The organism is Tundrisphaera lichenicola, from assembly GCF_051175385.1.
In the GTDB taxonomy this organism is placed as follows: Bacteria; Planctomycetota; Planctomycetia; order Isosphaerales; family Isosphaeraceae; genus Tundrisphaera; species Tundrisphaera lichenicola.
Window position 1 is genome coordinate 3374055 of sequence record NZ_CP195106.1, and the last position, 25783, is coordinate 3399837.

At 66.8% G+C, this 25783-nt stretch carries 19 protein-coding genes; 13 read left to right on the forward strand and 6 right to left on the reverse strand.

Going from position 1 to position 25783, the window contains the following annotated elements:
* Window positions 1-204: 204 nt before the first annotated feature.
* Window positions 205-729, forward strand: coding sequence for a hypothetical protein (locus tag P12x_RS13430; protein WP_435011376.1), 525 nt, complete (start codon window positions 205-207; stop codon window positions 727-729).
* Window positions 730-872: 143 nt separating this feature from the next.
* Here the strand turns inward: P12x_RS13430 and P12x_RS13435 are convergent, their stop codons facing one another.
* Window positions 873-1262, reverse strand: coding sequence for a helix-turn-helix transcriptional regulator (locus tag P12x_RS13435; RefSeq protein WP_435011377.1), 390 nt, complete (start codon window positions 1260-1262; stop codon window positions 873-875).
* A 166-nt stretch (window positions 1263-1428) separates the two neighbouring features.
* On the opposite strand from P12x_RS13435, the gene P12x_RS13440 reads away from it, so the two are divergent.
* A complete protein-coding gene (locus tag P12x_RS13440) occupies window positions 1429-2934 on the forward strand; it encodes a proton-conducting transporter transmembrane domain-containing protein (RefSeq protein WP_435011378.1) in 1506 nt (501 codons plus the stop codon).
* Window positions 2927-5338 carry a putative inorganic carbon transporter subunit DabA gene (locus P12x_RS13445; RefSeq protein WP_435011379.1) on the forward strand — a complete coding sequence of 804 codons (2412 nt, stop codon included), beginning with the start codon at window positions 2927-2929 and terminating at the stop codon, window positions 5336-5338. Before P12x_RS13440 ends, P12x_RS13445 begins: the two co-directional genes overlap by 8 nt.
* A gap of 58 nt (window positions 5339-5396) precedes the next feature.
* Here P12x_RS13445 and P12x_RS13450 read toward each other — a convergent pair whose 3' ends face one another.
* Window positions 5397-5624 (reverse strand): hypothetical protein, encoded by a 228-nt coding sequence (locus P12x_RS13450; RefSeq protein ID WP_435011380.1) that lies wholly within the window; start codon window positions 5622-5624, stop codon window positions 5397-5399.
* 332 nt (window positions 5625-5956) lie between these two features.
* On the opposite strand from P12x_RS13450, the gene P12x_RS13455 reads away from it, so the two are divergent.
* The 3 genes from P12x_RS13455 to P12x_RS13465 are packed head-to-tail and all read left to right on the forward strand — an operon-like array spanning window position 5957 to window position 8396.
* On the forward strand, window positions 5957-6988 hold the full coding sequence (locus tag P12x_RS13455) for a hypothetical protein (protein WP_435011381.1): 1032 nt from the start codon (window positions 5957-5959) through the stop codon (window positions 6986-6988).
* The gene (locus tag P12x_RS13460; protein ID WP_435011382.1) at window positions 6985-8013 is read left to right on the forward strand and encodes a DUF1559 domain-containing protein; all 1029 of its coding nucleotides are present in this window, start codon (window positions 6985-6987) and stop codon (window positions 8011-8013) included. Before P12x_RS13455 ends, P12x_RS13460 begins: the two co-directional genes overlap by 4 nt.
* Window positions 8013-8396 (forward strand): hypothetical protein, encoded by a 384-nt coding sequence (locus P12x_RS13465; protein WP_435011383.1) that lies wholly within the window; start codon window positions 8013-8015, stop codon window positions 8394-8396. The genes P12x_RS13460 and P12x_RS13465 overlap by 1 nt, the downstream gene beginning before the upstream one ends.
* A gap of 2 nt (window positions 8397-8398) precedes the next feature.
* Here P12x_RS13465 and P12x_RS13470 read toward each other — a convergent pair whose 3' ends face one another.
* Both P12x_RS13470 and P12x_RS13475 read right to left on the reverse strand, forming a co-directional pair.
* Window positions 8399-9802 carry a DUF1501 domain-containing protein gene (locus P12x_RS13470; RefSeq protein WP_435011384.1) on the reverse strand — a complete coding sequence of 468 codons (1404 nt, stop codon included), beginning with the start codon at window positions 9800-9802 and terminating at the stop codon, window positions 8399-8401.
* Between the two features lie 19 nt (window positions 9803-9821).
* Window positions 9822-13160, reverse strand: coding sequence for a PSD1 and planctomycete cytochrome C domain-containing protein (locus P12x_RS13475; RefSeq protein ID WP_435011385.1), 3339 nt, complete (start codon window positions 13158-13160; stop codon window positions 9822-9824).
* A 283-nt stretch (window positions 13161-13443) separates the two neighbouring features.
* Here P12x_RS13475 and P12x_RS13480 point away from each other — a divergent pair, with 283 nt between their 5' ends.
* Window positions 13444-14460 carry a DUF1559 domain-containing protein gene (locus tag P12x_RS13480; RefSeq protein WP_435011386.1) on the forward strand — a complete coding sequence of 339 codons (1017 nt, stop codon included), beginning with the start codon at window positions 13444-13446 and terminating at the stop codon, window positions 14458-14460.
* 6 nt (window positions 14461-14466) lie between these two features.
* Here P12x_RS13480 and P12x_RS13485 read toward each other — a convergent pair whose 3' ends face one another.
* Complete coding sequence (locus P12x_RS13485) at window positions 14467-15891, reverse strand: serine hydrolase domain-containing protein (RefSeq protein WP_435011387.1); 1425 nt, start codon at window positions 15889-15891, stop codon at window positions 14467-14469.
* A gap of 468 nt (window positions 15892-16359) precedes the next feature.
* On the opposite strand from P12x_RS13485, the gene P12x_RS13490 reads away from it, so the two are divergent.
* The 3 genes from P12x_RS13490 to P12x_RS13500 are packed head-to-tail and all read left to right on the forward strand — an operon-like array spanning window position 16360 to window position 20703.
* Window positions 16360-16962, forward strand: coding sequence for a chemotaxis protein CheB (locus P12x_RS13490; protein ID WP_435011388.1), 603 nt, complete (start codon window positions 16360-16362; stop codon window positions 16960-16962).
* Window positions 16959-18848 (forward strand): CheR family methyltransferase, encoded by a 1890-nt coding sequence (locus tag P12x_RS13495; RefSeq protein WP_435011389.1) that lies wholly within the window; start codon window positions 16959-16961, stop codon window positions 18846-18848. Before P12x_RS13490 ends, P12x_RS13495 begins: the two co-directional genes overlap by 4 nt.
* A 31-nt stretch (window positions 18849-18879) precedes the next feature.
* The gene (locus P12x_RS13500; protein WP_435011390.1) at window positions 18880-20703 is read left to right on the forward strand and encodes a PAS domain S-box protein; all 1824 of its coding nucleotides are present in this window, start codon (window positions 18880-18882) and stop codon (window positions 20701-20703) included.
* 78 nt (window positions 20704-20781) lie between these two features.
* On the opposite strand, the gene P12x_RS13505 is transcribed toward P12x_RS13500, so the two are convergent.
* Complete coding sequence (locus P12x_RS13505) at window positions 20782-22245, reverse strand: DUF1501 domain-containing protein (protein WP_435011391.1); 1464 nt, start codon at window positions 22243-22245, stop codon at window positions 20782-20784.
* A gap of 553 nt (window positions 22246-22798) precedes the next feature.
* On the opposite strand from P12x_RS13505, the gene P12x_RS13510 reads away from it, so the two are divergent.
* From P12x_RS13510 to P12x_RS13520, 3 genes are all read left to right on the forward strand, one after another.
* Window positions 22799-23809 carry a zinc-dependent alcohol dehydrogenase family protein gene (locus tag P12x_RS13510; RefSeq protein ID WP_435011392.1) on the forward strand — a complete coding sequence of 337 codons (1011 nt, stop codon included), beginning with the start codon at window positions 22799-22801 and terminating at the stop codon, window positions 23807-23809.
* A gap of 487 nt (window positions 23810-24296) precedes the next feature.
* Window positions 24297-24473 (forward strand): hypothetical protein, encoded by a 177-nt coding sequence (locus P12x_RS13515; RefSeq protein ID WP_435011393.1) that lies wholly within the window; start codon window positions 24297-24299, stop codon window positions 24471-24473.
* A 172-nt stretch (window positions 24474-24645) separates the two neighbouring features.
* Window positions 24646-25749, forward strand: coding sequence for a DUF1559 domain-containing protein (locus P12x_RS13520; RefSeq protein ID WP_435011394.1), 1104 nt, complete (start codon window positions 24646-24648; stop codon window positions 25747-25749).
* The last annotated feature ends 34 nt before the right edge of the window (window positions 25750-25783 follow it).

Consider the following 25783-nt stretch of genomic DNA (forward strand, 5'->3'; position numbering starts at 1 on the left):
GAGCCGAGAAGTCCCTGGTGATCTAAGTAATTTCTTGTCGAACAATGAGATGGACCTGTTCTCGGTGGATGGCCTCGTCATCTTTCCCGGGAACCTTCGATGGTCGGGATTTTCGGTAAGGATGCCCCCATGATTTGTGATCGTCGATCTTCATCTCGTTCGTTCTCGCCGACTCTCGAAGCGTCGCTGGAGTCCCGCGAGTTGATGACTGGCCGGGCGGGTTCGAGGCCGGAGTCCGCCGTCCTGCTCCCGCCGGCCCCGGCGCAGGTGGCTCCGCCCTCGTCGATCGCCCCGGAGGTCGCCTCGACCGCACTGATCGTTCGCGGGAAGGTCGCCACCAGGGTATCTTTGACGTTCACCCAGCCGATGAAGCCCTCGGCGGTCTCGAATGTTCACAACTATTTCCTGTACGACACCAGCGTGCGTTCCGGGAAGCTCAAGAATGCCCTGATCCCGCTGAAGTCGGCCCAGTACCAGGCGAGGACGGCGACCGTGACGCTGGTCCCGGCCCGTCGTCTGGATCCATCCGGGACTTACTTGTTGACCAATGTCGACATCACCAACCCGCTCAAGTCCGAGGCCGACATCCAGCGCGCCTCGGCCCGTCAGTCGAGCTTCAAGAGTCGAGCGGGCGTGCCCTTGAATGGCCTGGGCACCGGGACCGGCTCGTTCGGAGAGCTGGTCATGCGGAAGCCGGCCCCTGCCGGGTTGGACCGCCCTTCAACCTGAGCCGGGTTGAGCGGGCTGGCTCGGCTAACTCCCCGATGAAATCGACGATCCGGATCGCGACCTCTTGTGGGAGGCCGGTCTCGGATCGTTCGCGCATGGCTTGCAGTCCTGGCGAGTCATCCCGATCGGCGGTTGCGTGATCTCTAAGGGGCGGGGGACGGGCCGGGAGTCGGTCGGGACGGGCTACCGTCCGACTCGATCCCTGGCGTGGTCTCGGATGGCGACGGTTTGCCGTCCTCGATGACGAGGGCCAGCAAGGCCCCCACGTCCCGATGGGCCTCGATCGGATGCCGGAGCGGTCGCTCGGGGTGGACCTCGTAGCGGTTTCGCCGGCCCGCGCGCACCCGCTCCAGATAGCCGGCCGCCTCCAGGTCGGCGACGATCCGCTGGACGGCTCGCTCGGTGATCCCCACCAGGCCGGCGACCTCGCGGAGAGTCAGGCCCGGATCGCGGGCGATCGAGAGCAGGACGTGTCCGTGATTGCTGAGGAACGTCCAGCCGGGGCTGTCCTCGGGCGGAATTTTGCGATCCATAACTTGACTTCCGTCCGATCATGCGATAAATGATACGCGAAACAAATGTCGTGTTTCGTCCCGAACGAACACGAACCGACCGGCCCCGGATAGGGTCGGACGCCCGGATTGGCCGGGTCCTATTACAACGAGACCATTTATGGAAGTAAATCGGAACGATTTTGGGATGCGACGGGCCGACGGGGTTCGGGCTGGCAATCTGGGCTGGGTGCCCCTGGCGGCCCTGGTGGCCCTAACCGGGTTCTCGGTCGCGATGCTGGCCTGGCAGGTCGTGACGCCGCATCCGGCCCGCCTGGCGGGCCTGTGGATCGATCGCCTGGCCGCCTCGCTGGGGCTCCTGGTCTCGGCGATCGGGGCGGTTACTTATCGATTTTCGATGCGGTATCTCGACGGCGACCCGGGCCGTCGTCGATTCCTCCGATGGCTGGGCTTCACGGTTGCGATGGCTTATGTGCTCATGCTGGCTTCGAACCTGGTGTTGCTGTTCGTCGCCTGGTCGATGACCAGCCTGGGTCTCCACAAGCTCCTCACTTATTACGGAGATCGTCCCGAGGCCTGGCGACCGGCCCGTAAGAAGTTCCTGATCAGCCGGTTGGGGGACCTTGCGCTGGTCGGGGCGATCCTGCTGATCGGGCGCGACTGGGGGACGACCGACCTTCACGATTTCCTCGGAGCCTTCGTGGAAACGGGGGGTGCCGGGGCCTCGGGGATTGCCCTGCTGGTGGCGACGGCGGCCCTGACCAAATCGGCGCAGTTCCCGTTCCATAGCTGGCTTCCCGAGACCATGGAATCGCCCACGCCTGTGTCGGCCCTGATGCATGCCGGGATCGTCAACGCCGGTGGAGCCCTCTTGCTCCGGTTCTCGCCGCTGATCGTCCGGGTGCCGGAGTCCCTACTCCTGCTCTCCCTCGTCGGGACGATCACCGCGTGCCTGGGGATGCTGGCGATGTGGGCCCAGGTCAAGGTCAAGCGGACGCTGGCCTGGTCGACCGTCGGCCAGATGGGATTCATGATGGTCCAGTGCGGACTCGGGGCATTCCCAGCGGCGGCGCTGCACATGGTCGGCCACGGCTGCTACAAGGCGTGGAGCTTCTTGCGGTCGGGCGACCTTCCCGGGCCGTCTCGCCCGATGATCCCGGCTTCGACGGGCTGGACCCTGATGGTGGCGGCGGTCGGGACCGTCGCGAGTTTGCCCGCGCTGGGGCTGGCGTCCCGGTTGACCGGCTTCCATCCCTGGAATTCGCCCGGCGAACTGGCCCTGACGGCGATCGTCGCCCTGTCGATCGGGCAGCTCTGGGTGACGATCTTGCGGGTGTCGCCGCTCGATCTCGCGGGGCGGGTCCGACAAGTGATCGGGGCCCTGGTCGCGACGGTTGCCGCTGCGGTCGCGATCTTCGCCCTCTATCAAGGAGTCGCGTCGTTCCTGCACCCGGTCCTGGGGGAGATGCCGGCCCCGGCGGGGCCGATGGCCTGGATGGCGGCGACCTTGCCCGTCGTCGGCCTGGTGGCGCTCGTCGGGATCTCGGCGGCGCTCCCGACGCTCGGGCGGTCTCGGGCGGGGCGGGCCTTCCAGGTCCATGCCCTCCAGGGATTTTATTTCGGGGCGATCGCCGATCGTCTGGTGGATCGGGCCTGGAGTCGATTCAAAATCACGGGGGTTGATCATGCTTGAGATCACCGAGATCGAGGAGGTCGAGGTCGGCGCCGGAACCCTGATGGACGAGGCGGCCCGGGCCTGCGACCGGATCCCACCCTTGTGGGACCTGCCCAACTATGTCGCGGTCAACCCGTACCTGGGATTCTCCGCATGGCCCATTGCCGAGGCGTTCCGGACGGTCGGCGACGGGCTCGGGGCCCGGGTGTTACCGGGGGCCGAGTATTACCGGGCTCGCTGGCGAGAGGGGGCCTTCGGCCCGTCCGATCTGGGCGAAGCGGCTCGCCGGGCCCGGGTGGCCGCGAGTTCCCTGGAGGACATCCTGGAAGGGCGCGTCGAGATGGCCCGTCGGGAGTCGTATCCGGCACTCACCTTCGCCGAGCGGCACGATCGGCGGCATGGCACGGATTGGCACGACCAGATCCTCCGATCGGTCGCCCGATGGTGCGCCGTCCATGCCTCGGGCGGCGGGCCGTCCTGGAAGCGTCCCGACGACGGGCGGGGGCTCTACGCGTCCTGGCTCGAATCGGCCCGGGTGGATCGGTCGTTCGAGATCGCCGGTCTCCAGGGCTGGCGAGAATGGGCGAGACGGCTCCCCGACCAGCCCGACCGGGCCATTGCGGCGATGCTGGCCGGGTTGGAGGTCGCTCCCGCCGTGCGCCTGCCCTACTTTTACCGGCTCCTGGGCGGGCTTTACGGCTGGTCGTCGTACTTCCGTCGGGAATCCTGGCAGGCCGGGGGGGACGATCCCGGCTCGTTGCTGGACCTGCTGGCGATCCGGCTCTGCACCGACGCCGCCGTGGCCTTCCTCGCCCCGAGTCCGGCCGACTCGCGTCCCGTTCCCTCGCCCGATCGGGTCGAGGACGAGTCGATCCGGCTGGTCTTCCAGGAGGCCATGGAGGACAGTTATGCGCGAGGGATCCTCCGCAAGCTGGCCGCCCCGGATCGATCGATCGACGCGAATCGCCCGGAGATCCAGGCCGTCTTCTGCATCGACGTCCGATCCGAGCCCTTCCGACGCCACCTGGAGGCTCGATCGGCGGGCATCGAGACCCTGGGTTTCGCCGGCTTCTTCGGGGTGAGCCTGGACTGGCGAGTCGACACCGGGGAGAGTGCCCGATGCCCGGTCCTCCTGAAGCCGAGCCTGGCCCTGGGCCCGGCCGCCCGGAGCACTTCCGGGACGTTCAAGCTTGGTGCCGTGGTCAAATCGCTCCTGGTCGCGCCGGCGGCCTCATTCTCCTTCGTGGAGACGCTGGGCCTGGCCTATGGGATCGGCCTAGCCGGCGATGCCCTGGCGGCCCGACCATCGGGAGATCGCTCCGAGCATGCGGCGCGGTTCGGCCTGGATCGAGACGGTTCGGGGCGAGGCATCGAGGCGGAGAGCCGGCTCGAACTGGCCGCCGGGATCTTGAAGAACATGGGCCTGCGGGACCGCTTCGCGAGGCTGGTCCTCCTGTGCGGCCACGAAGGCCGGAGCGCCAACAACCCGCACAAGGCGGGCCTGGATTGCGGGGCCTGCGGAGGGCACGGCGGGGCGATCAACGCCCGGGTCGCGGCGGCGATCCTCAATGATCCTACGGTCCGGGCGGGGCTCTCGAGCCGAGGGTACGGGGTCCCTGAGGACACCTGGTTCCTCGCGGGCGTGCACGACACGTCGGCAGACGAGGTCTCGTTGCTCGATCTGGATCGGGTCCCGGCGAGCCACGCGTCCGACGTCGCGATGCTCCGGGATCACCTGGCGAAGGCAGGAGCCCTGGTCCGCGAGGAGCGAGCCCGCTCGCTCGGCCTGGCAGGCCGACCGGCTCGGGGTCTCCTGGCCCGGCTCCGCCGACGGGCCCGCGACTGGTCGGAGGTCCGGCCCGAGTGGGCCCTGGCGCGGAATGCCGTGTTCCTCGTCGCGCGTCGTCAGAGGACCCGGGGCGTGGACCTGCAAGGCCGGACGTTCCTCCACGAATACGACGCGACGACCGACCTCGACGGCTCGGTCCTCGGGCTGATCCTGTCGGCACCGATGGTGGTGGCGTCGTGGATCAACCTCCAGTATTTCGCCTCGACCGTGGATAATCGCGTCTTCGGCTCCGGCAACAAGACGCTCCACAACCGAGTGGGGACGCTGGGGGTCGTCCTGGGGAATGGCGGCGACCTGCGGACCGGCCTGCCGCTCCAGTCGGTCCACGACCCCGATGGCCGATGGTTCCACGAGCCCCTCCGGCTCCAGGTGATCGTGGAGGCCCCGAAAGGCCGGATCGAGGCGATCCTGGCCGATCGGGAGGGGGTCCGGGACCTCGTCGAGTCCGGGTGGGTCCGCCTCTTCGCGCTCGATCCCGAGGGCTCGGGGACCGACCTCTGGACCCCGGGGGCCGGGTGGGAGCCCGTCCGGGATATCGACCCGGATCGGCAACCGGCCGACCGGCTCGATTAATGGGATCCCGCATGGCCTGGGAGACGATGTCCAATCGTCGGATCGGCCGTGCGGGGCCTCAGTTCCGCGTGACGGGCGGTGTGGAAGTCTCGGCCTCGACGGTCCCCTTGAGCCACCGGGCGGCCTCGTCGAGGTGGCGGCGGTCTCCCTGACCGTCACGACCCGGGTGGTATAGGGTGTCGAGGACCCGGACCAGGGTGGGGATTTCGGGGCACTCCCAACCTTCCTCGTGGAGGACCGCCTCGGTGGTCCGGTGCCGATAGGGGAAACGTAGTCGTCCGATCATGGAAATCACTCCGGAAACGTGCCGATCATTCGGCCTTCGGAGGGTGTTTCGCCCGCCAATCCCGGATATTAAGAAATTCGGTTCGCGGCCTACCCCGGTCTGGTAGGTCCGCCCGATGACCACTCGATCGGTCCGTGCTGAATGGACAAGATCGGGTCGCACCGGGTTCGGGGACCGAGCGATCTGGCGGTTTGCCTCAGGATCGGGCATCGGAATTTTCCGGGCTGGGTGGTTGAAGCGGGTCGACGAAAGAATTAGGGTGTTAATTCGTTCGGAGATCCCTGGTCCGGATCGAATCCGATGATGTCTCGGTTCCTGAGGAGGTTACGACCATGAAGTGGGCGGTCCTGTTTCTGATATTTGCGGGGCTCTCGACCGCGGTTGCCGCCGAAGGCCCGCCGACCCGGGAGTTCGAGATCAAGGACGATCGTGCGTTTCTGGGCGGCGAACCGGTCGAGCTCTGGGGACTCCGGTGCGGGAATGCCCTTTATAGCGGGTCGGTCACCGAGCGGCACGTCAACGCCCTGGACACGATGGTCGCGCACGGGATCAACCTGATCGGCGTGTACATCCAGGGGACCAACGGGGGATCTCCGAACCCCGAGGCGGGGCTGGATGGGTTCCGTCGCGACGGCCGGCTCAAGGCCGACGTGGCCGAGCGGCTCGAATGGCTGATCCGCGAGGCCGACCGCCGAGGGATGGTGGTGATGGTCGGGGTCCTCTCGCCCCGGAAGGATCAGGACCTCTACGACGAGGCGGCCCTCCGCCGGGCCTTCGAGGAGACCGCCCGGTTCTTCGAAACCCGCAAGCTTCGGAACGTCTTCGTCGACCTGGTCCACGAGTACGACCACGCCGAGCGGATCGACCACCCCCTGCTCCGCGAGCCCGACGGGGCCTTGAAGAAGGCGAAGATTTCCGGGTGGTTCAAGGCGATCGCCCCCGAGATCGAGGTCGGCGTCTGCCCGAGCGAGAGCGGCGAGACCGCCGACGAGTATCCGGGGATGGACGTCCGGATCATCCAGAAGTCGATGCCGATCCCCAGCCGAGGGTTCGTGGTCAATGTCGAGACGACCCGTCACGACTACTACGAGAACGACGGCCTGTTCAGTCCCGGCGACATCGCCGAGATGAAGGCCTCGTGGCAGGACTACCGAGAGGCCCCCAACGCGGTGATGCTCTTCCACGCGGCGTATCTCCAGGGGATCTCGAACAAGAGCGGGACGGCCCCGAATCCCGAGCCGGGCGGGAATGGGATCGAGCAGACCGACCGGGGGATTCGCTTCTACTTCGACTGGGTTCGCGACAACGCGGGTCGCTGGGAGTATCCCCGGCACGTCCCGGTCGAGAAGGGAGCCGCGAAGTGACGCGCCGACCTCGCGGTTTCACGCTGATCGAGCTGATGGTGGTGATCGCCATCATCGCCCTCCTGATCGCCCTGCTGTTGCCCGCCGTCCAGGCCGCACGAGAGGCGGCCCGTCGGGTCCAGTGCGGCAACAACCTGAAGCAACTCGGCCTCGCGGTCCATCAATACGAGCAGGTCTGGGGGGGGATGCCCCCCTCGGCGCTCGTGATCCCGACCGCCTCGAACACGCTCTGGACCAGCACCTGGGGAGGCCTGGCCCGGATCCTGCCCCACATCGAGCAGGGGGCCATCCACAACGCCATCAACCTGTCCTCCAGCTACGGCGACCCCGGCAACCTGACCGCGACCGCCCAGACGATCGCCACCTACATCTGCCCCAGCGAGGTCCGGCGCGACCGCGAGTTGAATGGCACCTTCGGCGTGGTCGGGCCGACCAATTACGGATTCTGCATGGGGGACTGGTTCGTTTACGCCGGGCCGAACGGGAACGCGACCACCCGGAGCGCCTTCGGCCCGAATCTCAGTCGACGCTGGGCTGCTTTCTCGGACGGGACGAGCAACACCCTGTTCATGGCCGAGGTGAAGAACTGGCAGCCGAATGTCCGCGATTGCGGCCACCTTTCCCGGATCAACGACCCGAACAACATCCCCAGCCCGTACGCCGACCCGATCACCGTGGCCCCCGAATACCAGGCGACCGGATGCCTGCTCAAGCTGGAGGGGCATTGCGAATGGCCGGAGGTCGCGGTCCATCACATCGGGATGACAACCGCCTGGACGCCGAACAAGAAGACGCCGGGAGGCCCCGGATTCGCCACGCCGGATGTCGACATCACCAGCCAGCGCGAGCGAACCGGCGGCCCGACCTTCGCGGCCATCACGTCGCGCAGTTTCCACCCGGGCGGCGTGAATATCCTGCTGGGTGACGGCAGCGTCCGGTACATCAAGAACACGGTCGACGGCATGATCTGGCGGGCTCTCGGGACCGTGGCGGGCGGCGAGGTCATCGGCGCGGACTCGCTCTGATGGGGTATCGACGAGGGAATCTCCTGCCGCTGGTCCTGATCCTCGCGGGATGCTCGGGGACCGGCGAGTCTCCGAGCGAGCCCCCCTACGACACCGAACGGGCCCGATCGGCCCTGGTCGCGGCCCTCGAAGCCTGGAAGAAAGGCGAGGCCAAGGCTCTCCCGAAGCGAGTCCCGCCGATTCGCTTCGTGGACGATGACCTGATCTCGGGCTTGCGCCTGTCCGATTATGAGATCGAGTCGCCCGATGGTCCCATCGGCCCTCATGCGGATGTTGACGTGGTCCTGTCGTTGCGCGACAAGCACAATCAGCCCATCCAGCGCGAGGCCCGCTATCAGGTGGCCACGGAGCCCGGCCTGGCCGTGCTCCGGAGCGATCGATGAGCCTACAGGAGGATCTCCCGGATCACGCGGCCCTTGACGTCGGTCAGTCGGTAGTCGCGCCCCCCGCTCCGATAGGTCAGGCGCTCGTGGTCGATCCCGCTGAGATGCAGCATCGTGGCGTGGAGGTCGTGGAAGTCGCAGACGTCCTCGACGGCGTTCATGCCGAACTCGTCGGTCGCGCCGTAGACCGTCCCTCCTCGGATGCCGCCCCCGGCCAGGAACACCGAGAAGCCCTCGGTGTGGTGGTCGCGGCCATCGGGCCCGGGGGCGTGAGGGGTCCGGCCGAATTCCCCGGCCCAGAGGACCAATGTGCTGTCGAGCATCCCTCGCTGCTTCAGGTCCTTGATCAAGCCGGCGACGGCCCGGTCGGTCTGCCGACTGTTCTTCTCGTGGCCTTCCTTGAGCCCCCCGTGCTGGTCCCAGGTCCCGTTGGAGAGGCCGTAAGGGCAATTCACCTGGACGAAGCGCACGCCGGATTCCACCAGCCTCCGGGCCCGGAGGCACTGCCTGGCATAGAGTTTCGTGTTCAGGTCGGGATCATCCAGCCCGTAGAGTTCGCGGGTCGCCTTGCTCTCGCGCGACTCATCCAGGACGTCCGGCACCAGGGTCTGCATCCGGGCGGCCAGCTCGTAGTTGTGGATGGCACTCTCCACGGCATCGGCCCCGCCGAGCCCCGCCGCGAAATCGAGGTCCTGCTGCCGGATCAGGTCGAGCTTGAGACGTTGAGAGGCGGGCGACTCGGCGGCCTGGAGATTGTCCAGGGGGACACCGCTAGCCTTGAGGATCGTGGCCTCGTAACTGGAGGGGAGGAACCCGCTCCCGAAGGCTTCCAGGCCGCCGACCGGGACGTGGCCGAAGCTCAGGACGACATAGCCGGGCAGGTTCTGGTTCTCGCTCCCCAAGCCGTAGCAGACCCACGACCCGACGCTCGGCCTCCCGGCGAGGTTGTGCCCGGTGTGGAGCAGCAGGACGCCGGTCGAGTGGATGGGCAACTCGGCCTTCATCGAACGGATGACCGCGATCTCGTCGACGCAGGTCGCGATCTGCGGGAACAGTTCGCTGACCGGGGTGCCGCTCTGGCCGTGCTGGTTGAACTTCCAGGGGCTCTTGACCCATTTCCGCTCGGGCTTCTCGGACCATGGCTTGCCCTCGTTCGCGGCCAGGGCGGGCTTGGGATCGAAGGAGTCGACGTGGGAGACTCCCCCATCCATGAACAGGAAGATGACGTTTTTGGCCCTCGCCGGGAAGTGGGTCTTCCGGGGCAATGGCGATTGGCCGAAGGCCGGGTCCTGCGTCAGGGCCGAGAGCGCGAGCCACCCGAAGCCGGTCCCGCCCGCCTTGAGCATCTGCCGCCGGTTGAGCGGCGGGAGGCCCCGTCCCGGGCAGCGTTCCTGGAGATGTCCCATCGATCGTTCCGCCCGGGGTTCAGGGGATGAAGATGAACTCTTTGAGGTTGAAGATCGCGTGAGCCGCGTCCTGCCAGACCGGTCGGCTGACCATGAGGTCGGCGTCGGACACGCCCCGGAGTTCGGCGAAGGCGCGGACGGCCTCGGCGAATCGCCCTCGTTCGAGGTCCGAGGCCGGGCGTCCCAGCGCATCCCGGAACATCAAGTCCACCCGGTCCTCGATCGTCCGACCCCGATCCTGGAGGTTCCCGGCCCAGTGGTCGGCCAGGTTCCAGACCAGCGGGTCGTTCAGGAGCGCGAGACTCTGCGCGGGGACGTTCGAGGCATCCCGCCGGCCCTGCGTGACCTTGCCGCCGGGCAGGTTGAAGACGCTGAGGAAGCGCGGCGACTCCATCAACTGGAACTTGATATAAAGGCTCCGGCGTCCGTCCCCATCCAGCGGCCCGGCGAACAATCGCTTCTCGGTGTCTTCCTTGTCGCGATAGGGGTGGACGCTCGGGCCGTAGAGCTTGCCGTCGAGCCGACCGGAGACCGCCAGCAGGCTGTCGCGGATCACCTCGGCCTCGGCCCGCCTCGCCGGGTAATGGGAGAGGAGGATGTTATCGGGGTCGCGCTCGCGGGTCCCCTCGGCGGGGTTGGCGGCGGCTCGGAAGGCCCGGCTCAGGACCAGTTCGCGGACCAGTCGCTTCACCGACCATCCGTCTTCGACGAATTCCGCGGCCAGGTAGTCGAGGAGTTCCGGGTGGGTGGGCGGCTCGCCCAGGTGCCCGAAGTCGTCGGGCGTCCGCACGATTCCCCGGCCGAAGACCCATTGCCAGACGCGGTTGACCATCACCCGGGCGGTGAGCGGGTTGGTCGGGCTGGCGATCTGATCGGCGACGAAACCCCGACCGCTCCCCGGGAGCGGGAGCGTCGTGCCCTCGGGCTCGATCGCCTGGAGATAGCGCCGGGGGGTCGGATCGCCGGGCCTGGTGTACTCCCCTCGGATGAGGATGGGTTGATCGAAGGGCTCCCTCTCGTCGGCCATCCCCGGGATCGTGGTGGGCGGCGAGAGGTCATGCTCCTCGATCTTGCGGTAGCTCGCGATCAGCGAGGCCAGCCGGGGGCTGGCGTCCGCCTTGTTCGAGATCAGGCCGCGATCCAGGAGCCAGTTCAACCATTTCACGTCGTCGTCGGTCGTCCGGCCCTCCGCGAAGGCGGCCACGACCTCCCGGGCGATCCCCGAGTATCGCGAGCCCAGCTCCTCCAGGCTCGCGGGAGGGTCGCCCGATTCGAGTCGATCGAGGTGGGCGAGGTCTTCTTTGGGGGGCTCCGGGCCATCGTGGGCGACGACCTGTCGGAGCCCCCACCAGGAGCGAGGGTCCCTGGTGTGGAAGTCCCAGGGCTGCCGCTGATTGTCCGTATCCTTGCCCAGGGTTCCGAGCGGGTCGGGGTACTTGGGGCTGTCCCAGAACGTGAGCAACTCCGCATAGGGGAGCAGCTCGGCCGACCTGTCCGGGAAATCCACCGTCACCCAGGTCCAGTCGTCGTGATGGATCGAATGTTGATTCGTGTAATTGAGCTGGCAGTTATTGAACACGACCCGAGACAGGCTGTGTCCGCCGCCGATGACCTGGAAGCTCAGCTTGCCGCCCCCCCGAGGGAGGGTCGGCGATCGCAAGGCACCGTTGAGCTTCCGGGAGACTCCGAACGTGAACAGCCCCGAGGGGAGGATCGATTGGATCGCGGCCTCGCCCTCGTGCGCCAGGGTGATGTCGACGCCCGGGTTCGGGCCTCCTCTCAGTCCCATGCCACTGGTGGTCCAGCCGGGCTCCATCCGCCCTCGGAAATCGGCCACCGGCTGGAATTTCGTTCGATTGAATTCGGAGCGAGCGGCCTGCTCCGTCGCATGGTCCTCGACGAGCTTTTGCCAGGTCCCGCACAGATCATCGGCCTCGGACGACGAGGCACGGGCCATGGCATCCCAGGCGTGCGACGGGCTGGAAATCGGCGGCGGCTTCTCGCCGGGCGGACCGAGACGGTCGACGAGTTTCCCCCCGTCGATCGAGTTCACCTCGCCCGTCCACAGGGACGCCAGCTCGGCCCGGATCTCGGCCTTGATGCGATTCAGGTCGGCGATGGCCTCGCGATTGATCTCGGGCGAGTCGAGCGTGTGCTGGACCGATCGAGAGCTGCGCAAGATCCCGAGCAACCCGTAATAGTCGCGGGTCGAGACCGCATCCTTCTTGTGGTCGTGGCAGCGGGCGCAGGCGACGGTGGTCGCCTGGAAGGTCTTGGTGAGGGTATCGAGCTGGTTGTCGACGATGTCGTAGCCGATGACGCCGAAGTCCACGCAACTGTCGTGGTTGACCTCGCCGAAGCGATAGAACGCCGTCCCGATGAGCGACTCGTTGAATCGTCCCCGGGCGTTCCATCGGGGCTCGGGCAGGAGGTCCCCGGCGATCTGTTCCCGGGCGAACTGGTCGTAGGGCAGGTCTTCATTGAACGCGCGGATGACGTAGTCGCGGTACCGCCAGGCGTGGGGGACGTCGTAGTTCCACTCGTTCCCGTGGGTCTCGGAGTACCGGACGACGTCGAGCCAGTGCCTCGCGAATCGCTCGCCGAATCGGGGCGAGGCCAGTAGTCGGTCCACCAGCGCCTCGTAGGCCCCGCCCGGGTCGCGACGGGCCGACTCCTCGAAGGCCGCCGATTCCTCGGCGGTAGGCGGCAGGCCGGTCAGGACGAGCGACAACCGTCGGATCAGCGTGCGGGGGGACGCGGCGGCGGCGGGCGAGACGCCCTCGGAGGCCATCCGCCGATCGAGGAAGTGATCGACCGCCCTTCCCGGCCGATCGCCCTGGTCGACCTCCGGGACGGGCGGCTTGCGGACCGGCTTGAGGCTCCACCAATTCCGACGCTCCTCGAAGACCTCGGCCCAGGTGGCGGGCCGAGGTCCGGGCCCTGTGTCGGTCCTCGGGTCGAAGGCCCCCCGCTTCACCCAGGCTTCGAGGTCGGCAATCTGGCCGTCGGACAGCTTTCCGCCCGCCTCTTCCGGCGGCATCCGGAGCGCCTCGTCCGTCCACCGGACCGCTTGCAGGAGGAGGCTCTCTTCGACGTTGCCGGGCCGGATGGAGGGGCCCGAGTCGCCCCCCCGCTCCCACCCGGCCTTCGAATCCAGGGCCAGCCCCCCGTTCTGCTTCCTAGCCGAGCTGTGGCATCGCTGGCAATGGTTGGCGAGGATCGGCCGGATCTTCTTCTCGAAGAATTCGCCGTCGTCCTGGGCCGGGGCCGAGCCCGACAGCCATCCGGCGAGAATCAGGACGAAAGCCGGGATCTTCGACGGGGCTCGATCGCCCCGCCCGCTCGAATCGCAAGCCATCGATTGCCGCTCCCCAGGAGGTCGAGAAGGTCGGAGACCCCGCGGATCCGGTCGCTATTCTACCGGACGATGACCCCGGATGGTTCCCGGTCTCGACCTCGCCTTGAATTTTCTTTCAACACCGGAAGGGTCGCGATCCGGGCGACTTTCCCCGGATCCGGGCTCATCAGTGGCCCGAGGTTCCTGCCTACATTCAACATTCACTTGCCTTCGGCCCGGTCGTCTTCGACGATGAGCACCCCCGATTCGGGGCGACATTACGGACATAGGGATAGGAATGATCATGAAACGTCCCCAACATCGCGCCTTCACCCTGATCGAGCTGCTGGTGGTGATCGCGATCATCGCGGTGCTGATCGCCCTGCTCTTGCCGGCCGTGCAGGCGGCCCGAGAGGCCGCCCGGCGGATCCAGTGCACCAATAACCTGAAGCAGATGGGCCTGGGGCTCCACAACTACGAGAGCATCGCCGGGGCCTTCCCGCCCTCGTGCGTCCTGAGCGGCTCGGGGAACAAGGTGAGCCTCTGGCTGGGCTGGAGCGTCCCGGGGCGGATCTTGCCGTTCCTGGAGCAAGGACCGATGTTCAGCGCGATCAACTTCAACTATTCGGGAGAATCGCCCTACAACCTGACCGTCTCGACCCAGCGGGTCGCGATGTTCATCTGCCCGAGCGAGGTCGACTCGTCTCCGATCCCCGGGGAGTCGGGCGTGGTCGGGACGTACGGTTTCCTGATGGGCGACTGGTTCGTCTGGGGCGGGTTCTCCGGGGCGACCAATCGGTCGGCCTTCGCCCCCAACACGAGCCGACGCCTGGCCGACTTCCGCGACGGCCTGAGCCAGACGATCGTGGCGGCCGACTGCAAGGCCAAGCAACCCCTGCTCCGCGACTGCGGGGGCCTGGCGAACATCACGCAGCCCAACGCCATCCCGCTCACCAACGCCGACCCGAAGACCGTGGCCCCGGAATACGACGGCGGCTCCTGCGGGTTCACCTACGGCCACTCGGAATGGAGCGACGGCCAGGCCCACCAGACCGGCTTCACCACCGCCTGGACGCCCAATCGCCAGACCCCCGGCTACTCGGCCAATCCCCAGCGCGACCTGGACCTGACCGGCCAGCGCGAGAAGAAGGGCGGCCCCACCTTCGCGGCGATCACCGCCCGGAGCTACCACCCCGGCGGGGTCAACGTCCTCCTCGGAGACGGCTCGGTCCGGTTCCTCAAGGACACCATCGCCGGGAACGTCTGGAGGGCGCTGGGCACGATCGCCGGGGGGGAAGTCACCAGCGCCGATGCTTATTGATGCCGATCACGGCGACTTCTCGAAGAGGAGTTGCTGGATCTTCCCGTCGGGCGTCCGATAGAGCGACCCGTCCAGCACGGCGTCCTTGAAGGTGAGGCGGATCGCGGCGACCTCCATCCCGCCCCGCTCTCGGACCCCCCGGACCTCGACCTTCTCGGGCTCGCCGAGGGGCTTGAGCCGGGGGGCGGCGGCGGCGATCCGCTCGTCGGTCAGGTAGGCGGCGAACTCCTCGCCGAGCTTGCCCCGGTCGACCTGGCCGGCCTGCATCTCGCGGAAGAAGGCGAGCGCGGCCTCCTTGGGCGAGGGGCCGTCGACCTTGGGAACCTCGGGCTCGCCTTCGGGTTTGGTCAGGAGCCCGACGATGGCCTGGCCGATCCCCGCGTCGGATTGCTCGTTGTTCATCAAGATCACGACCGATGCCTTCAGGCGGGGTATCATCGACAGCGAGGCCCGGAAGCCGCTGACGGCACCCCCGTGCGAGAGGACGATATCGCCATTTTCGCGGCGGACGCCGATCCCGCAGCCGTAGGTGGTGAGCCGACCGTCCAGGAGAGCGGCCGGGGTGGTCATGATCCGGAGCCGTTCGGGATCCAGGACCTTGCCCTCCATCAGGGCGGTGGCCCATCGGGCCAGGTCGGGGGCGGAGGCCCAGACTCCCCCGGCGGCATAGATCCACCCTTCGGCCTCGGGCGTGCAGGGCTCGGGAGGGCCGAGGGCGAAGGGCGTGTAGCCTCGGGCCCGGTTCGGGTCGGCCTGCGACGGCTCGAACGTCGATCGGTCCATGCCCAGGGGCTTGAGGATCCGCTCGGCCAGGAACACCCCGAAGGGCTGGCCGCTGACCTTCTCGACCACCTTCCCGAGGATCATGAACCCGGTGTTGCTGTAAGACCAGCGCGTGCCCGGGGGGAAGTCGAGCTTGCCCCCGGCATATTCCCGGATCAGGGCATCCACCCCGATCGGCCGGCTCATCCGGCGGTCGACGAAGTCGAGCGGGTAGTAGTCGGGATATCCCGAGGTGTGGCTCATCAGCTGGTGGAGCGTGATCTCGCCGGCCCGGGTCAGGCCGGGGAAGTACTTCGCCACCTTGTCGTCGACGGAGAGCTTCCCCTCCTGGGCCAGCAGGAGGATGCAGGCGCAGGTGAATTGCTTGCTGACCGAGCCGATGGCGAACGAGGTCTCGGGCTCGACCGGGGCCCGGTCCTCGATGGACCTCCGGCCATATCCCTTGGCGAGGACGATCTTGCCGTCGCGGGCGATGGCCAGGGACAGGCCGGTGATCTCCTTCTCTCGGACCACGCCCGCGACATAGGCGTCGATGGCCTCGAGGTCGAAAGTCTTCGGCGGCTCGGGCGGCTTCGGGACCTCGCTCCGGGCCTCGGGGGCGACCGCCAGGATCGCCAGGATCGTCAGGGCGAGCAATCTCGTTCGCATCTCGATCTCCAGGGGATGGGCCCCGGCCGATTCCGGGCTTCGACGATCAAGTCTCCGTTGCCGCGGTGAAACATCTTAACCGGAGAAACTCGCGGCCGTGCACCATCCGCCCGTCGCCCTGGGGGATTCGAGGTCGGGAACTCGGGAGATCCGATGATGATGCGAGCTCTCGATATTTCGAGGATGTGCCGATGTTTGCTCCATTTTTTCGGATTGACCATGATTGATCGCGGGATTTGCAGTAGATTTGGAAAGCCCCGGTCAATTGAGTTCGGACTGCACCTAAGAGAGGCTCCCGTCAACCTCCTTGGATGGGGATGATCGGGGGTTCGATCCGCGCTGCGGTTGAGGCAAGAGAATGATGAGAGGTGACGACGTCATCAGGTTCGGAGAATCGGCGGGTAGGAGGGGGCGGGCCGAAGCCGAGCCCGAGACTCTCGACCCTCCGACTCGCGAAGGTGGCCCAGGATGAGGAAGACGACCGAGGCCCATCCCCCGTTCGAGATCGTCGCCATGGCGGCCTCGGCCGGCGGAGTCCAGGCCCTCTCGGTGGTCCTGTCCGCCCTCCCGCCCGACTTCCGGGCCCCGATCGTTTTGGTCCAGCACCTCGACCGACGCCATCGGAGCCTGATGGCCGAGATCCTCGGTCGGAGGACCTCGCTGAAGGTCCGAGAGGCCAGCGATGGCGATCGGATCGCCCCCGGCGGCATCTGGATCGCCCCTCCCGATCATCATGTGCTGATTAACGGAGACGGTTCGCTTTCGCTGACACAGACCGAATTGGTCCATTTCGTCCGCCCTTCCGCCGATCTGATGTTCGAGTCGATGGCCGCCGGCTATCGAGATCGGGCGATCGCAGTCGTCTTGACCGGGACCGGCACCGATGGCGAGATGGGCGTCCGCGCGGTCAAGTCGACCGGGGGAACCGTGATCGCGCAGGACGAGGCGACCTCGGAATTCTTCGGGATGCCCGGCGCGGCGATCAACTCCGGCTGCGTCGACTTCATCCTTTCCCTCGAAGAGATCGCCCCGACACTGACAACGCTGGTGATGAACGGAGATGCTGCATGACCAGCGACGAGCCCGAATCTGAGTCGGAGTCTCTGCCACCCGATCCCGATTTCGAGTCGCTCCTGGACTATTTGCACCGGTCCCGCGGCTTCGACTTCACCGGCTACAAGCATCCCAGCCTGATCCGACGGATCGGCAAACGGATGAAGGAGGTCCGCGTCGATGGATACGTCCCGTACGTCGACTTCCTGGAGGTCCACCCGGACGAGTTCAAGCTCCTCTTCGACACGATCCTGATCAACGTGACGAGCTTCTTCCGCGACCCTCCGGCCTGGAAGACGATCTCCGAGGAGATCCTCCCCCGACTGCTCTCGAGCAAGCGGGCCGAGGACCCGATCCGGGTCTGGTCCGCCGGCTGCGCCACCGGCCAGGAGGCCTACAGCCTGGCCATCGTCCTGGCCGAGGCGTTGGGGATCGACGCGTTCCGGGACCGGGTCAAGATCTATGCGACCGACGTCGACGACGACGCCCTGGCCAAGGCCCGGTCGGCCCAGTACGACGCCAAGGAGCTGGAGAGCCTGCCCCCCGAATTCCGGGAGAAATACTTCGAGCCGGCCGGGGCCGCCCGCTGGTCCTTCCAGAAAGACCTCCGACGGTCGGTGATCTTTGGCCGCCACGACCTGATCCAGGATGCGCCGATCTCGCGGGTCGACCTGCTGACTTGCCGGAATACGTTGATGTATTTCAACTCCGAGACCCAGGCCCGGATCCTCGATCGATTCCATTACGCCCTGTCCGACCGCGGGTTCCTCATGCTTGGCAAGGTCGAGACCTTGATGACTTACAATAGCTCGTTCATTCCGGTCGACCTGAAGCGGCGGATCTTCGCCAGGGTCCCCCGGGCCAATCAACTCCGCGACCGGATCCTGGGCCAGCCCCGCGCCGCGGAGGAGACCGCCTCGCATCTGGTCAGCCACGTCCGGCTCCGCGAGTTCGCCTTCGAGTCCAGCCCGGTCGCACAGCTCGTCATCGACTTCAGCGGCCTGCTGGCCCTGGCCAACGAGCGGGCCCGGACGATGTTCCAGATCGACCCGGTGGATCTCGGACGTCCCTTCCAGGACCTGACCCTCTCCTATCGGCCGGCCGACCTCCGCTCGTGCATCGACCGGGCCTACCAGGATCGGCAACCGGCCAGGATCTCCGAGGTCGAATGGCCGGTCGGGGCCGGCGAGGTCGTCTATCTCAATATCCACGTCGTCCCCCTGCTCGATCCCGGGGCCGTCCTGCTCGGGGCCAGCGTGAGCTTCACCGACGCCACGGGCAGCCGGCGACTCCAGGAGGAACTCCAGGCCTCGCACAAGGAACTCGAGGTCGCCAACGAGGAACTCCAGTCCACCAACGAGGAGCTGGAGACCATCAACGAGGAACTCCAGTCCACCATCGAGGAGCTGGAGACCACCAACGAGGAACTCCAGTCCACCAACGAGGAACTGGAGACCATGAACGAGGAACTCCAGTCCACCAACGACGAGATCGAGGTAGTCAACGGGGAACTCCGGGTCCGGAACGAGGAGCGTGACACCCTCGACTCCATTCTCCAGTCGATCCTCCGGAGTCTGTCCAGCGGGGTGATCGTGGTCGGCTCGAACTTCTCCGTCCAGCTCTGGAACCCCCGGGCCGAAGACCTCTGGGGGATCCGCTCCGACGAGGCCATCGGGAAGAATCTGCTGAACCTCGATATCGGCCTGCCCCTGGAGGAAATCAAGAAGGCGATCATCTCCTGCCTGGCGGGGGAGTTGGATCAGCAGGTACTGACCGTCGACGCCAGGACCCGCCGGGGCAAGGCGATCCGATGCCGGGTCACCTGTCAGACGATGACCAGCGAAGCGAAGGCCATCAACGGCGTGATCCTGAGCATGGACGAGGAGCCCGCCGTGCCTGCATAATGGGCGGGGGCAATCGAGGAAACTCCAGGCCATGGCGAAGTTCACCGCATCGAACCTCGAGGAGCCGATGGTGCCGGATCAAGCCAGGCCGACGGTCCTCGACGGCTTTTCTCGGTATATCGAGTCGCTCCAGACGCGGATCGACGGCCTGGATTCCGGCGTCGACGCGGGTCCCGAGGAGATGCGGCTGGTCCTCGACTCGACCACCGAGGAACTCCGGGTCGCCGTCGAGCAGATCCGGGAGACCGACGATGCCCTCCGGGAGTCCAGGGCCGAGGTCGAGGCCGAGCGGAAGCGCTACCGCGACCTGTTCGATCAGGCCCCCGACGCCTACCTCGTCACCAGCCTGGAAGGGGCGATCCAGAAGGCCAACCACGCCGCCTCGGTGGTCCTGAACATCGGCTCTCCATTCCTGGTCGGCAAGCCCTTGATCGTCTTCCTGCCCGAAGAGGGCCGCCCCGCGTTCCGATCGGAACTGGCCCGACTCGCCCGATCGACCGGGGTCCAGGAATACGACCTGAGGCTCAAGCCCCGCCAACTCCCGCCGGTTGACGCCGCCGTCCGGGTCTCCGTCGATCGCGACCCCTGGGGCCGAGCGGTCGCCCTGCTCTGGACGATCCGCGATGTCTCGGCCCGGAGGCGGGCCGAGGAGAAGATCCGGTCCCTCAACTCCCGGCTCGAACGCAAGGTGGTCGAGCGGACCGAGCAGCTCGAAGACTCGCTCCAGGCCAACGAACGCTGGCTGATCCAGGCCCACGCCGCCGAGGCCGAGGCCCGACTCGAGAGCGGGCTGTTCCAGGGCCTCGTCGAGGGGGTCGACGCCATCCTCTGGCGGGCCGACGCCGAGACCGGCCGCTATGCCTTCGTCAGCCGGAGGGCCGAGGAGTTGCTGGGCTTTCCCACCTCCTCGTGGATCGATCACCCGGAATTCTGGGCCGAGCGGCTCCACCCCGAAGATCGCGAATGGGCCATCGCCCACCGTCGCAAGCAGCTCCGCGAGGGGAAGGATTACGAGGCCGAGTATCGGATGGTCGCCGCCGACGGCCGGGCCTTCTGGTTCCGCGAGAGTGTACGGGTCGCTCGCCCCGGGACCGGCCGGACGGCGGGATCCTGCGGCCTGATGGTCAACATCACCAAACGCAAGAAGCTCGAACGCCAGCTCTACACCGCCAAGGGAGAGCTGGCCCTCCGGATCCGGGACCTGACCTATCTCCGCGAGCTGGATGCCCGGCTGGCCACCAGCCGGGGGTGGCGGGCGACCCTCGACGAGATCCTCTCGGCGATGACCTCGCTCCAGGGGACCGACATGGCGATGGTCCTGATCCGCGAGCGGGGCGGGCCGGGAATGTCCGTCGCCGCCACCGTCGGCCTGCCCGAGGAGCTCACCCGGCTCCTGGGCGATCGGGCCCACGACCTTGGAATCCTGGGCCAGCCCCTCTCCGAGCGGAAATCGGTCGTCATCGAGGACCTCGAGGCCGAACCGGTCGAACTCGGCGGGGTCTCCCTCGCCCGGGTCGGGGGGATCCGTGGCCTCTTCGCCGTCCCCCTCTTCAACGAGGAATGGCTCGGCGTGGCCGTCGCCTGCTTCCGGGCCTCCCACCGGCCCCCCGAAGGTCAGGTCCGCCTGGTCGAGATGTATCTCCGGCATGCCGCCGAGGCCATCGAGGCCGTCCGGCGCTTCGATCGCCTCGAAGCGGCCGAGCAGGGCAAGAGCCGGGACCTCGCCGAAATCAAGGCCTCGCTGGCCGAGATCCGCGCCGCCGTCGATCGCCTCGAAATTCGGGACGACGGCCCGACCGAGCAGATCCGCCGGCAGGTCCTGGTCCTGCAAGGACTCATTGATAAGTTTGATTGATTGCTGGTGTGTTTAAGTGTTGTGTAGTCTGGGGCGTCCGTCGCGGCGTGACGCCCCATCGATCCGCCCGCCTTCGCCTCAACCGATCACCTCGCGGACCACTCGCCCGGCCACGTCGGTCAGGCGGAAGTCCCGCCCGTTGGATCGATAGGTCAGCTTCTCGTGATCCATGCCCAGGAGGTGGAGGATCGTGGCGTGGAGGTCGTTGATGCTCACTCGGTCCTGGACCGCCTTGTGGCCGATCTCGTCGGTCGCCCCGTACCGGGCCCCGGCCTTGACGCCCCCGCCGGCCATCCAGGTGGTGAAGGCGTGCGGGTTGTGGTCGCGGCCGGTCCCCCCCTTCTGGACGATCGGCAGGCGTCCGAACTCGCCGTTCCAGATCACCAGGGTCTCGTCGAGCAGGCCGCTGGCCTTGAGGTCGGTGAGCAGGGCGGCGATCGGCTTGTCGGTCTCCCCGGCGAACCCGGAGTGGTTCTTGGCGATGTCGGCGTGGCCGTCCCAGCTCCGCTCGTTCTCCATCCCGCCGCTGTAGATCTGGACGAACCGGACCCCGCGCTCGACCAGCCGTCGGGCCATCAGGCATTGCTTGGCGAAGTGCGAGCATCTCGGGTCGTCGATCCCGTAGAGCTTGCGGATCGGCTCGGGTTCGAGATTGACGTCGAGCGCCTCGGGCGCGGCCATCTGCATCCGGTAGGCCAGCTCGAAGCTCTCGATCCGGGCCGAGAGGTCGGCCTCGTGCGGGTGCTGCTGGCGGTGCCGGCGATTGAGCCGGTTGAGCAGGTCGATCTGCGCCCGCTGCTCGGCCTCGGTCCGCCCGGGACCCCGGTCGAGGTTGTCCATCGGGGCCCCCTGGGCATTCAGGGCCGTCCCCTGGAAGACTCCCGGCAGGAAGCCCGCCCCCCAGTTCTGCGCGTGCCCCTTGGGGACGCCCCGTCCCAGCGTGTCGTACATCGCCACGAAGGCCGGTAGGTTCTGGTTCTCCGTCCCGAGCCCGTACGTCACCCACGAGCCCACGCACGGGAAGCCCATCCGGCTCATCCCCGTGTTGATCTCGAAGAGCGCGGGGGAATGATTATTGGTGTGGGTGAAGCACGAATAGATCATCGCCATGTCGTCGACGTGCCGCGACAGCTCGGGGAAGATCTCCGAGGCCCAGGTGCCCGACTCCCCGTGCTGGGCGAACTTGAAGGGGGATTTCATGAGCGGGCCGACCTGCCCGGTGAAGAAGCCGGTGTTCTTGTCGAACCCCTCCAGCTCCTGCCCGTCGCGTCTCTCCAGCTCGGGCTTGTAGTCCCAGGTATCGACCTGGCTCGGCCCGCCGTTCATGAACAGCCAGATGACCGACTTCGCCTTGCTCGGGAAATGTCCCGGCCGGCTCTCCAGCGGGTTGAGCGGGAGCTTGATCGACTCGGCCCGGGCCTGCTCCTCCAGGATCGAGGCCAGCGCCAGGGCCCCGAATCCCGACCCGGTCCGCCGGAGGAAGTCCCGTCGGGAAGCGAACGCCCGGTGCGGCGAAGCGATCAGGTGGGGATGCTCGGGCATGACGACCTCGAGGAAAGTGGCTTCGATTTGCGATCCCAATGGCTTTGTTCTGTCGCCGGCAAACTCTGCGGGGCTTGCCCATCCTTGGTCAAACGAACCCAAGGATCATCCGGCATCGTGTGTTTAAGGCTTTGCTGGAGTTGGCGTTAGAGGTCCGTGACGGTTTCGCGAAACGAACCCAAGTAACAACATCGATCCCGGACTGTCCTGGCCAAACGAACCCAAGGCAGGAGTCCCTGGCAATCCCCCCGAGGGCCTGGCCAAACGAACCCGAGGTCGGAGTTCCTTGGCGGTCGTTCCATCGGACAGGTTTCCTCAAGGTCATCATAACCGCGCCCGGGTCGCAACCGGGAGACCCTGGATAGTATCGTGAATCGGTGGGATGGGTCTTCGCTCGGAGTCTCGGAATGAACCCGCAACCTCGATCGGGTGTGCTCGATGCGGTAACTTCCTCGACCAGCCTTCCTGGGCTGCCGGGCGATTGACCCGTCGTCACAATACGAGAAAACTGGGGGATTGTCGCTCCCCAGCTTTCTCCGAGAGGGTTGCCGTCATGAAAGCGTATCGGATCCACGAGACGAACGGGCCGGACTCCCTGAAGTCCGAGGAACTACCCGAACCGAAACCCGGCCATGGCCAGGTGGCCGTCCGGGTCCGGGCGGTCTCGCTGAATTATCGCGACCTGATGGTCATCAAGGGGGCTTACGGTCGGAATCAGCGACTCCCGTTGATCCCGCTTTCCGATGGCGCCGGGGAGGTCGCGGCGGTCGGGCCGGGGGTCACCGGGCTCAAGGTCGGCGACCGGGTGGCCGGCTGCTTCTTCAGCGAGTGGGCCGACGGGCCGATGACCGAGGCGGCCACGAACTCGGCGATGGGCGGGGCGGTCGACGGGATGCTCGCCGAGCAGGTCGTCCTGCCCGAAGGCGGGGTGGTCCGCGTTCCCGAGCACCTGACTTTCGAGGAAGCCGCTTGCCTCCCCTGCGCCGGCCTGACGGCCTGGCATGCCCTGATGGAATCGAGGAGGGTCAAGGCGGGCGAGACCGTCCTGATCCAGGGGACCGGCGGCGTCTCGATCTTCGCGCTCCAGTTCGCCCGGGTCGCCGGGGCTCGGGTGATCGCCACGTCCAGCAGCGACGCCAAGCTGGCCCGGGTCCGCGAGATGGGGGCCTCCGACGGGATCAACTACAAGACCACGCCCGACTGGGACGTGGCGGTCCGGAACCTGACCGAAGGGGCGGGGGTCGATCACATCGTCGAGGTCGGAGGCGCGGGGACCCTCGCGCGGTCGTTCAGGGCGGTGAAGCTCGGAGGCCACATCCCCCTGATCGGGGTCCTGACCGGAGGCGGCGAGGTGGACCCCCGGATGCTCCTGTTCAAGAACATCCGGCTCCAGGGGATCTACGTCGGCTCGCACGCCATGTTCGAGGCGATGAATCGCGCGATCGCCCTGCACAAGATCCGCCCGGTGATCGACCGCGTCTTCCCCTTCGAACAAGCCGTCGAGGCTTACAAGCACCTGGAAAGCGGGGCCCACTTCGGCAAGGTCGTGATCGGGCTCGGTTGAGGGGCCCGGCCGGGCGCGGTAGGATCGGATCCGGGCGGATGACGGGGAGATCCGGCCGAATCAAGGTGAGATGGGAGGATTTCGTTTCGCCCGAAGTGCCGGGGCCTCGGCCGCGATCTTCGGACCGATCTCCCACGCCCGCGCGGGATAGCCCTTCGTCCTCGACGACCGGAGGCGTGGGATCGGCGGGCCATCTTTCGGCTAAACAATAAGTATCAATTTGACAAAAGAGTGCGTCTGTTCTTCTCGATATTTTCGCAAGTGGGGTTGCCTGCGGGCGAACAGCTCCTATCATTGCGGATGTTGTTCAAGCCGACCCGGGACCGCGGGCGTGGTCCATGTCGGATTGGTGAGTTTTGTCGGGTTATTGTCGGTCCCCCCCCTGCCTGCCCTCCTCGGATTGATCCCTCCGGCATCGGAGCTTTCAATCACTCGCCCTCATCGCCCGCTACGGTCTCTTGCGCCGTGAATTCGAGGTATTGCCATCGTGAACCGTAGACTGATCCGACGCCTCGGGCTGTCCTCGCTCGCCTTCGCCTTCGCCTTCCCGATCGCCGCTTGCGGGACGAGAGAAAAGCCGCCGGTGATCGATCTCACGACGCCGATCAAGTCACCCGTGGCTCCCAAGTCGACCAAGGCCAAGGTGAACCGCCCGGCTCGTTGACCCCTCCCCGCGACCCACCTGACGGCCCAGACCATCCACTCTCCGGCCGATGACCCTGGACCGGCCCCGCAAAGCTCCCCTCTCATGTAGGCGATCAAATTCTTTTATATAGTCTCGCCGACGATTGTCGTCGGTCGAGCGATCCGACAACGCTGATCCGGATTGTCACTCCATGAGAACGAAGGCCTTCGCCCCTCGCCATCGCGCATTCACCCTGATCGAGCTGCTGGTGGTGATCGCGATCATCGCCGTGCTGATCGCCCTGCTCCTGCCGGCGGTCCAGGCCGCCCGGGAGGCCGCCCGGAGGGCCCAATGCACCAACAACTTGAAGCAACTAGGCCTGGCGGCCGCGAATTACGTCAGCGCCAATAACGCCTTCCCGATGGGCATGTATCAGGGCCCCAGCCTCGGCTATGGCGGGATCAACGGGAATTGGTACGCCGGCATGACCGCATTCCCGGCCCTGCTGCCGCAGTTGGAGCAGCAAGCCATCGCGAGCGCGTATAACTACAGCATTGGATCCTTCGACCTGGGGAACCGGACGCTCCTGGCCACCGGCCTGAGCATCCTCTGGTGCCCGAGCGATGGGACCATCTCCGCCGGCCAGCCGGCCCCCTCGGCCACCTCGAACATCGGCGCCTACATCTCCTCGACCTCGACGTTCTACAGGACCAGCTACGCCGCCTGCGGCGGGATCTGGCTCGCTTCCAACTATGGGACGGGCAACCCGACGGGATCCAACGCCACGCAGATCGCGGCGGCCCAGCAGAACGGCAACGGCGTCTTCGGCTATCAGAGCTCGAACACGATCGCCAGCATCACCGACGGGACCAGCAACACGATCGCCTTCGGCGAGACGGCCAACGGCCTGATCCCGATCGAGAGCGGCCGGTATGGCTTCGGGGTCTGGGCCTTCTCGGGCTACACCCCCGGGGAATCGTCCTGGTTCGCCACGATGTACGGCATCAATCCCCAGAAGCGGGCCCCGGCCACGCAGACGAACTACATCAGCTATTTCACTCCGGGCCAGCCCTTGATGCTCGCCATGTCGGCCTCCAGCTTCCACCCCGGCGGCGCCAACTTCGCCATGTGCGACGGCTCGGTCCGGTTCATCAAGGATACGGTCTCCAGCTTCGCGATGGGCGCGAATCCCCCGCCCGCGATGTACTACAGCGGCTACAACACCTATGCCCTCAACGCCGCCACCTCGGTCCCGGTCTACCAGGCCCTCTCGACCCGCAACGGCGGCGAGGTGATCAGCGCCGACGCATATTGAACCGACTAGCGATGGGGGTGCCGAGAGGTGCCCC

Excerpts from the sequence above, each read along its gene's own strand:
- P12x_RS13430 (WP_435011376.1), top strand. The coding sequence starts at position 205 with ATGACTGGCCGGGCGGGTTCGAGGCCGGAGTCCGCCGTCCTGCTCCCG.
- P12x_RS13435 (WP_435011377.1), bottom strand. The coding sequence starts at position 1,262 with ATGGATCGCAAAATTCCGCCCGAGGACAGCCCCGGCTGGACGTTCCTC.
- P12x_RS13440 (WP_435011378.1), top strand. The coding sequence starts at position 1,429 with ATGCGACGGGCCGACGGGGTTCGGGCTGGCAATCTGGGCTGGGTGCCC.
- P12x_RS13445 (WP_435011379.1), top strand. The coding sequence starts at position 2,927 with ATGCTTGAGATCACCGAGATCGAGGAGGTCGAGGTCGGCGCCGGAACC.
- P12x_RS13450 (WP_435011380.1), bottom strand. The coding sequence starts at position 5,624 with ATGATCGGACGACTACGTTTCCCCTATCGGCACCGGACCACCGAGGCG.
- P12x_RS13455 (WP_435011381.1), top strand. The coding sequence starts at position 5,957 with ATGAAGTGGGCGGTCCTGTTTCTGATATTTGCGGGGCTCTCGACCGCG.
- P12x_RS13465 (WP_435011383.1), top strand. The coding sequence starts at position 8,013 with ATGGGGTATCGACGAGGGAATCTCCTGCCGCTGGTCCTGATCCTCGCG.
- P12x_RS13470 (WP_435011384.1), bottom strand. The coding sequence starts at position 9,802 with ATGGGACATCTCCAGGAACGCTGCCCGGGACGGGGCCTCCCGCCGCTC.
- P12x_RS13475 (WP_435011385.1), bottom strand. The coding sequence starts at position 13,160 with ATGGCTTGCGATTCGAGCGGGCGGGGCGATCGAGCCCCGTCGAAGATC.
- P12x_RS13480 (WP_435011386.1), top strand. The coding sequence starts at position 13,444 with ATGAAACGTCCCCAACATCGCGCCTTCACCCTGATCGAGCTGCTGGTG.
- P12x_RS13485 (WP_435011387.1), bottom strand. The coding sequence starts at position 15,891 with ATGCGAACGAGATTGCTCGCCCTGACGATCCTGGCGATCCTGGCGGTC.
- P12x_RS13490 (WP_435011388.1), top strand. The coding sequence starts at position 16,360 with ATGAGGAAGACGACCGAGGCCCATCCCCCGTTCGAGATCGTCGCCATG.
- P12x_RS13495 (WP_435011389.1), top strand. The coding sequence starts at position 16,959 with ATGACCAGCGACGAGCCCGAATCTGAGTCGGAGTCTCTGCCACCCGAT.
- P12x_RS13500 (WP_435011390.1), top strand. The coding sequence starts at position 18,880 with ATGGCGAAGTTCACCGCATCGAACCTCGAGGAGCCGATGGTGCCGGAT.
- P12x_RS13505 (WP_435011391.1), bottom strand. The coding sequence starts at position 22,245 with ATGCCCGAGCATCCCCACCTGATCGCTTCGCCGCACCGGGCGTTCGCT.
- P12x_RS13510 (WP_435011392.1), top strand. The coding sequence starts at position 22,799 with ATGAAAGCGTATCGGATCCACGAGACGAACGGGCCGGACTCCCTGAAG.
- P12x_RS13520 (WP_435011394.1), top strand. The coding sequence starts at position 24,646 with ATGAGAACGAAGGCCTTCGCCCCTCGCCATCGCGCATTCACCCTGATC.